Source organism: Sphingomonas sp. 28-62-20, assembly GCF_002281505.1.
Genome location: NZ_NCGH01000048.1, coordinates 1 through 7,231 on the forward strand (window position 1 = coordinate 1; position 7,231 = coordinate 7,231).

Genomic DNA, 7,231 nt, shown 5'->3' on the forward strand with positions numbered 1-7,231 from the left:
CCGCGCTGCCAAGCCAGAAGGGGAGGGGGATGCTCTGATGCGCATCAGCATCAGGAGCAGCGCATGACCGATCTTTTCACCCAGTTCGACACCCGCCTTGATCAGGCCATCGACGAAGTTGCGCTGGAGCTTGCCAGTGGATCGCTGACCAAGAATACGCTCTTCGGCGCAATGAAAAACCTCTACGGAGGAAGCTCGGCTGAAGGCCGCTGGGCACAGCGCGATGCCTATGACCTCCTCGAAGCAGGGGTGACCCGTCACCTGCTCAGGTCAGCCGGTCCGGTGCGCCTAGACGACATTACTGCTTTGAGCCTTCTGGTTGAGGAGCTGCCAACCCATACCGTCAGGAGCGAAGACCAAATCAGGTTTCAGCAGTTCTCTACGCCTGCCGATCTCGCGGCACTCGCGACCTTCCTCGCGCAGCCCCGGCCAGACGACATCGTGCTGGAGCCGAGTGCGGGACACGGGGCGCTTGTGGCGAGCCTGCCGACAGTCAGGCAACTGCACCTCAATGAACTTGATCCCAAACGCCGTGAGAAGCTCGCTCTGCTTTTCAAGCATGCCGAGCTTACCGGGATCGACGGTGCGATGCTGGCATCCGCGCTGGATCCCTGGCTGCGCCCCAGCCTGATTTTGATGAACCCCCCATTTTCCCGATCGGAGGGCCGGGGCGTCGACCAGTTCGCAGCGGTGCGACATCTGCGCGCCGCGCTCGGTAGACTGGCTCCTGGCGGCAGACTTGTGGCGGTCATGCCGGACTGGTTCACCACCAGCGCCAAGCTCTCGAAAATCTATGACCAGACATTCGAGAACTGCACAGTGCAAACAGCTTGCCGCCTTGCCAGATGCTATCACAAGCAGGGCACCAGCGTGCCGGTTCGCCTCTATGTGATCGACAAGGTCCCCGGAAACATCCGTCCTGCGATCCTTGCCCGATCGACCGTCGCAGAGATTGCCGCGGCGATCACAGTAGTGAAGCGGGCAGTCGGTCCTTGCGAGCTTTCACCAATTTCCGCACGGCAGCAGACCAAGCCAGGCACGCTGTTCAAGGCGATGCGCACCAGTGTAAAGGCGCCTGCAGCAAAGCCGCGCGTGATCGAAGCGCCATCGGTATCGCCGCTCGTTATTCGCCGTCTGGAAACGCCTCGGCCTCTGGGCGAGCAGGCCGGGGTCTATCTGCCCTACCGCCCGAGCCGGATCGACATCGATGGTGCAAAGGCGCACCCGACCCCGCTCGTGGAAAGTGTGGCCATGGGCTCAATACCCGCGCCAGTGCCTGAGTATTGCCCCAGCCTGCAGGACCGCATCCTCAAAGAAAGCTTGCTTTCAGAAGCGCAGCTTGAGACCGTCATCTATGCCGGCAATGCCTGGCAGCAGTATCTACCCGGCCTGTTCGTCCCCGCTGATGAGGGTGTCGCTCTCACTCTGGCTGAAGACGGACACAGCTACCGCAAGGGCTACTTCCTCGGTGATGGCACTGGCGCGGGCAAAGGCCGGCAGATTGCAGCCTGCATTCTCGACAATTGGTTGGCCGGACGCCGCAAGGCGATCTGGGTATCCAAAAACGAGAGCCTGCTCGAAGATGCGCGGCGGGACTGGAGCGCGATCGGCGGGATGCCTGCCGACATTCAACCACTCTCCAGCTGGAAGATCGATCAGCCGGTGCCCTTCCGCGAGGGGATCCTCTTCGTAACCTATCCCACGCTGCGCAGTCAGAGGCAGGATGCGACCCGTCTCAGGCAATTGCTGGACTGGGCTGGGGCGGATTTCGAAGGGGTCATCGCCTTTGACGAGAGCCATGAAATGGGCGGTGTCGCCGGAGGGGAGGGCGCTCGCGGGAGCAAATCTGGCTCCCAGCAGGGTATCGCCGGCGTCATGCTCCAGAACCAACTGCCCAAGGCCCGCGTGCTCTATGCCTCGGCGACCGGGGCCTCTGAAGTCAACAACCTCGCCTATGCGGTGCGGCTCGGCCTCTGGGGGCCAGGAACCGCCTTCGCCAACCGCGAGGACTTTATCAGTCAGATCAGGGCAGGGGGCATCGCGGCCATGGAGCTGGTGTCGCGTGACCTCAAGGCCCTTGGGCTGTACCAGGCCCGCGCGCTGAGCTTTGCCGGGGTCGAGTACGAGATCCTCAAGCATGATCTGACGGCCCAGCAGATCGCGGTGTACGACACTTACGCGGATGCCTGGTCGATCATACACCAGAACATGGAAGAGGCGCTGGCTCTGACCGGCGTGGTCGACGACATCGATGGCAGCACGCTCAACGGCGGCGCGAAGGCCGCCGCGCGCAGTCGCTTTGAAAGCACCAAGCAGCGCTTCTTCAACCAGCTGCTGCTTTCGATGAAACTCCCGACCCTGATCAGCGCCATCAATCACCACCTCGACCAGGATGAGGTGGTGGTGGTCCAGTTGGTCTCGACAGCCGAAAGCATCCTCGATCGACGGTTGAATACCTCGAGCGCGCCTTTCCCACCCAGCAAATGACGCTCTATACCGACGACACCGGCGCCACCCGTTCGACCCCGATGTTCGACGAGGACGGCCGTCCCGTGCACAATCAGGCTGCGATTGCCCGGCGCGCCGAGCTGATCGAGCATCTCTGCGCGATGCCGCCGATCAAGCCGGCCCTCGACGGCATCATCGAACACTACGGAACGGACAAGGTCGCAGAAGTCACCGGGCGCACAAAGCGCCTCATTACCCAGGCTGATGGCAACCAACGCCTTGAAACCCGCTCTCCGCGAACGAACCAATCGGAGACCGACCAGTTCATGGATGGCCGCAAACCCATTCTCGTCTTCAGCGATGCAGGCGGAACAGGACGTTCCTACCATGCCAGCCTTGACGCGGCCTGCCAGAAGCGCCGGGTGCATTTCCTGCTCGAACCGGGTTGGCGCGCCGACCGGGCCATCCAGGGCCTTGGCCGCACCCACCGCACCCATCAGGCGAACACACCCTTGTTCAGGCCGGTCACGACCAACTGCAAAGGTGAGCTGCGCTTCACCAGCACGATCGCGCGGCGCCTCGACAGCCTTGGGGCATTGACGCGCGGCCAGCGCCAGACCGGCGGCCAGAATCTGTTCGATCCGGCGGACAATCTCGAAAGCCCTTATGCCAAGGCGGCGCTCACCAGCTGGTTCGGCCTTCTCGCGGAGGGGACGCTGAAGAGCGTGACCTTGTCTGACTTCGAGCGACGCAGCGGATTGACGATCGTCTCCCAGGACGGCGTGCTCGAAGAAGACCTTCCCCCGATCCAGCGGTGGCTCAATCGCATTCTTGCACTGCCGATCGGCACGCAGAATGCGATCTTCGACGAGTTTCTTGGGCTGGTCGAGGCGCGGGTTTCCGCGGCGCGGGAGGCCGGCTCTCTGGATGTCGGCGTCGAAACGATCCAGGTCGAAAGTGCCGAGGTCATCGAAGATATTGTGTTGCGGACGGACGCAAGGACCGGGGCGACCTCGCACCTTCTCCAGCTCGCGCTGAGGACGCGTGCCCGGCCAATGACGTTAGAACGGGTAAAGCAGCGCCTCGACCTGTCGGACGGGTGCATGCTGATGCACAATACCAAGAGTGGCAGGGCAGCGCTGGCCGAACCGTCCCGGCACTTCATGACGGATCGGGGCGAGCTGATCCGCCGCGTCACTCTCCACCGACCGCTACGCCGCGAATACCATCATCTTGATGATCTCGCAGAGTCCGCTTGGGCGGAGTGCTCTCGGGAGACCTTCGAGCAGCTCTGGTGTGCCGAGGTTGCCGAGTTGGCCGAGAAGCTGACAACCGAGAAGATCTACCTCGCCACAGGACTGCTGTTGCCGATCTGGTCGAGCCTTCCCATCGAATATCTGGAGGTTAGGCGAATTGTCGATGAGGAGGGACGCAGCTGGCTCGGCCGCATCGTTCACGAGCTCGACGTCGCAAACCTTCTGCAGAAATTCGATATTGCCTCGAGTGTCGAACTCACGGAGCAAACGATCCTCAAGGCGCTCGGAGAGCATCGGACCATCCCTATCAAGCAACCGTTTGAGGCCACGATCAAGTCCTCGCGGGTCGCCAACGAGCAACGCTACGAGATCGTCGGCGCCCCCGTCGACCAGCTGCCCTGGTTGAAGAGCATCGGCTGCTTCACCGAGATCATTTCATTCCGCACACGGGTGTTCATTCCGACAAGGGCGGCGGAGGCCGTGCTGGCTGCGCTCCTGATGCGCTGATGCGGGGCAGCGCCGAAGGCCTTGAACCCATGGCGACTGCGACCAGTGCAGGGACTCGTCGGTGCATGGACCCGACAAACAAGGGGAGGGGGAGGGGATCTATGCCCCGGTGATGGCCGGGAGCAGATCAGGAGTGACCGAGATGCTGATTCCCTTTTCCAAGCTCTATCTGAGCGATGCGAACGTGCGCAAAACACGCAACGACCAAGAAGATGCGCAGCTTTCTGCGGACATCGAGGCCCGCGGCCTCTTGCAGAACCTGCTGGTGACCAAGAGCAAGAAGCGCGGCCAGTATGCGGTGATCGCAGGCGGCCGCCGTCTGCGCGCCATCGGCATGATCATCGATCGCGGTGCCTGGGCAGCGGATGCTGAAGTCGAATGCAAGCTGCTCGAGGGTAGCGAAGAAACCGCGGGCGAAGCCTCGCTCGCCGAGAACTTCCAGCGGGTCGGCATGTCTCCGGCTGAAGAATGCCGTGCCTTCCAACACTTCATCAAAGAAGGCAGCGATATCGCGGCCGTGGCCAAGCGCTTCGGACTCACCCAGCGGTTCGTCGAAGGCCGCCTGCGCCTTGCCAATCTGGCAGCGCCGATCTTCGAGGCACTCGCCGCCGGCGACATCACCCTCGAAATCGCCAAGGCCTATGCCGCCACGGACCAGCACGAAGTGCAGATGCGCGTCTTCGATCAGATGCGCCATGCCTACAACCCCAGCGCCGACGCCATTCGCCGCATGGTCGCTACCGGCTCCATGCGCGGCAATGACCCTATCGCGCTTCTCATCGGCGAAGATGCCTATGTGGCTGCCGGCGGAAAGGTCGAGCGCGATCTGTTCAGCGATGCGGGCGAAGATCGCTGGATCGATATCGAAATCGCGCACAGGCTCGCCTCCGAGAAGATGGAAGCTGAAGCTCAGCGCCTCACGGCCGAGACCGGACTTGCCTGGATCAGCCCCGTGGCCGCAAGCAACTCCTGGCAGGCGCGCAGCGAGATGGGCGTGTCCGCTGTCCGGCTCCCGCCTATGCCCCTCACTGAGGCGGCAAGAGCCCGCATTGACGAGATCGACGCCAGGATCGACGAGATCAGCGCAATCTTCGATGAAGGTGACGACCAGGACGACGTCGACTTCGGGAAGCTCGAGGCCGAGTACGAGGCGCTCGATGCCGAACGCAGCGACCTCAATAATCCGGTCCGTGAGCTGCCCGAAGAATGGCGCGGTGAAGTCGGGCGCTTCCTCGTGCTCACCACCCGCGGCGAGATGGTTCTCGAGGCAGATTACTACAGCGAGAAGCGGTTGTCGTTCGAGACCGATGACCACGGCAATGTGACCGCGACGGCAGAAGAGCCGGCACCGACCTCCGGGGGCCGCGCAAGCGGTACTCCCGCACGGCCTGAAGCCATCGCACCCGGAAGCGAGAAGCCGATCAGCGCGAGGCTATTCGACGAGCTCGCCGTTCAGCGCCGCAATATCCTGTCGGCCTGCCTGCTCGGCGATCCGGGGCTTGCCCTCGATTTCGCCATCTTCGCGCTCGCGGACAATCGCAGCTATGAGGGGAAGGGCACCTCGATCAAGGCGGGACGGCCGAGCGATCCTGCGACCGGCGAGGTTCCGCAATCAGCGGCAGAGGGCATTCTTGCCGAGGCGGAGGAAGGTCTCGACAAGGCGTGGCAGGAGCAGACCAGTGTCGCGGCCCGTTTCATCGCCTTCCGCGACCTCGAAGACGAGGCCAAGGCGGCCTGGCTTGCCTATGCGGTGGCGCTCTCGCTCGAGGCCAAGAAGGGCTACGGATCAGAATATCATCCGGTTCATGCCGTGCTCGGGTCGATGCTCGATGTCGACGTTGCGGCTCTGTGGCGGCCGACTGCCGAGAACTTCTTCGACCGGGTGAGCAAAACCTCCTGTCTGGCCGCGCTGACCGAGGTTGGCGGAAGTGACCTCGCAGCGCGCTATGCGGCGTCCAAGAAGGCCGACCTCGCCAAGACCTGCGAGACGATCTTCGCCGGCAAGGCGATCATCGAGCAGGAGGTCAAGGAAGCCGCCCTTGCCTGGCTGCCCGAGGCCATGAAGTTCAGCACGGCCGCGCCAGGGGGCGTGCAAGGCGCTGATCCCGAGGTCTCTGACGACGGCGAGGCCGATATCGACGCAGTCGATGGGGCGGACGCGCTGCCTGATGCCGAAGAGCAGCCCGAAGGCGCCGCCGAAGACACGGCAGTGGCTGCCTGAAGGCCTTACCCTCCTCCTGATGTCCTGGCCCGGTCGCTCACTCGAGTGGCCGGGCCTTCTTCTTCCAAGAAGGGAAACGCCGATGCGCCGCGGACCAAAGCGCGATGTCGCGCAGGAAATTACCAATCTCATCATTGCACGGATCGAGGCCGGCACACTGCCTTGGCGTCGGCCCTGGAAAAAGACCGGGTCGGGGGGCGCGCCCCTGCGTGCTGGCGGATTGCCCTACACCGGGATCAATCGCCTCTATCTCTGGGCGGTCGCTGACTGCCTCGGATATGCCTCGCGCTACTGGATGACCTATCGTCAGGCTCAGGAACTGGGCGGGCAGGTGCGCAAAGGTGAGACGGCCGAGCCGAGCATCTATTTCAACAGCACGAGCAAGACCGACGTTGATCAGGCGACTGGCGAGGAGACGTCGAAAACCATCCGGTTCATGCGGTCCTACAGCGTCTTCAACGCCTCGCAGATCGAAGGCCTGCCGCCGCATTTCTATCCCAGTCCGCTCCCTGAAGCACCGCCAACGCCCTCCGTGAAGGCAGCGGCCATCCAAGCCTTCTTTGCGCCGATCCCTGCGGACATCCGTCATGGCGGCGATCGTGCATTCTTCTCGTCGGGCGGAGACTACATCCAGCTTCCCGAGCGGGGCGCGTTCCGCACCGAAGACGGATATGTCGCCACCAAAGCCCACGAACTTGGACATAATGCCGTAACCCTGATTATGCCGCATGGCGTTGGCTAGGACTTGTTTTTCGGCCATCCGCCATGCGGCACCTCGGCATAATCAGAGCCCTTCGAG

4 protein-coding genes are annotated in these 7,231 nt (G+C 62.9%); all 4 read left to right on the plus strand.

Features of this window, described 5'->3' with window-relative positions; translation table 11 throughout:
* Positions 1 to 63 precede the first annotated feature (63 nt).
* The 4 genes from B7Y43_RS19650 to B7Y43_RS19665 all read left to right on the plus strand — a co-directional run bounded on the left by B7Y43_RS19650 (position 64) and on the right by B7Y43_RS19665 (position 7,174).
* Positions 64 to 2,487 (plus strand): strawberry notch-like NTP hydrolase domain-containing protein, encoded by a 2,424-nt coding sequence (locus B7Y43_RS19650; RefSeq protein WP_374133357.1) that lies wholly within the window; start codon positions 64 to 66, stop codon positions 2,485 to 2,487.
* Positions 2,484 to 4,211: a strawberry notch C-terminal domain-containing protein gene (locus B7Y43_RS19655; RefSeq protein ID WP_374133358.1), complete on the plus strand. Its 1,728-nt coding sequence runs from the start codon at positions 2,484 to 2,486 to the stop codon at positions 4,209 to 4,211. Before B7Y43_RS19650 ends, B7Y43_RS19655 begins: the two co-directional genes overlap by 4 nt.
* Positions 4,212 to 4,353: 142 nt before the next feature.
* On the plus strand, positions 4,354 to 6,432 hold the full coding sequence (locus B7Y43_RS19660; RefSeq protein ID WP_374133360.1) for a ParB/RepB/Spo0J family partition protein: 2,079 nt from the start codon (positions 4,354 to 4,356) through the stop codon (positions 6,430 to 6,432).
* Positions 6,433 to 6,514: 82 nt separating this feature from the next.
* A complete protein-coding gene (locus B7Y43_RS19665) occupies positions 6,515 to 7,174 on the plus strand; it encodes an ArdC family protein (protein ID WP_374133359.1) in 660 nt (219 codons plus the stop codon).
* The last annotated feature ends 57 nt before the right edge of the window (positions 7,175 to 7,231 follow it).

Coding starts and splice junctions, on each gene's coding strand:
- B7Y43_RS19655 (WP_374133358.1), top strand. CDS start 2,484: ATGACGCTCTATACCGACGACACCGGCGCCACCCGTTCGACCCCGATG.
- B7Y43_RS19665 (WP_374133359.1), top strand. CDS start 6,515: ATGCGCCGCGGACCAAAGCGCGATGTCGCGCAGGAAATTACCAATCTC.
- B7Y43_RS19660 (WP_374133360.1), top strand. CDS start 4,354: ATGCTGATTCCCTTTTCCAAGCTCTATCTGAGCGATGCGAACGTGCGC.
- B7Y43_RS19650 (WP_374133357.1), top strand. CDS start 64: ATGACCGATCTTTTCACCCAGTTCGACACCCGCCTTGATCAGGCCATC.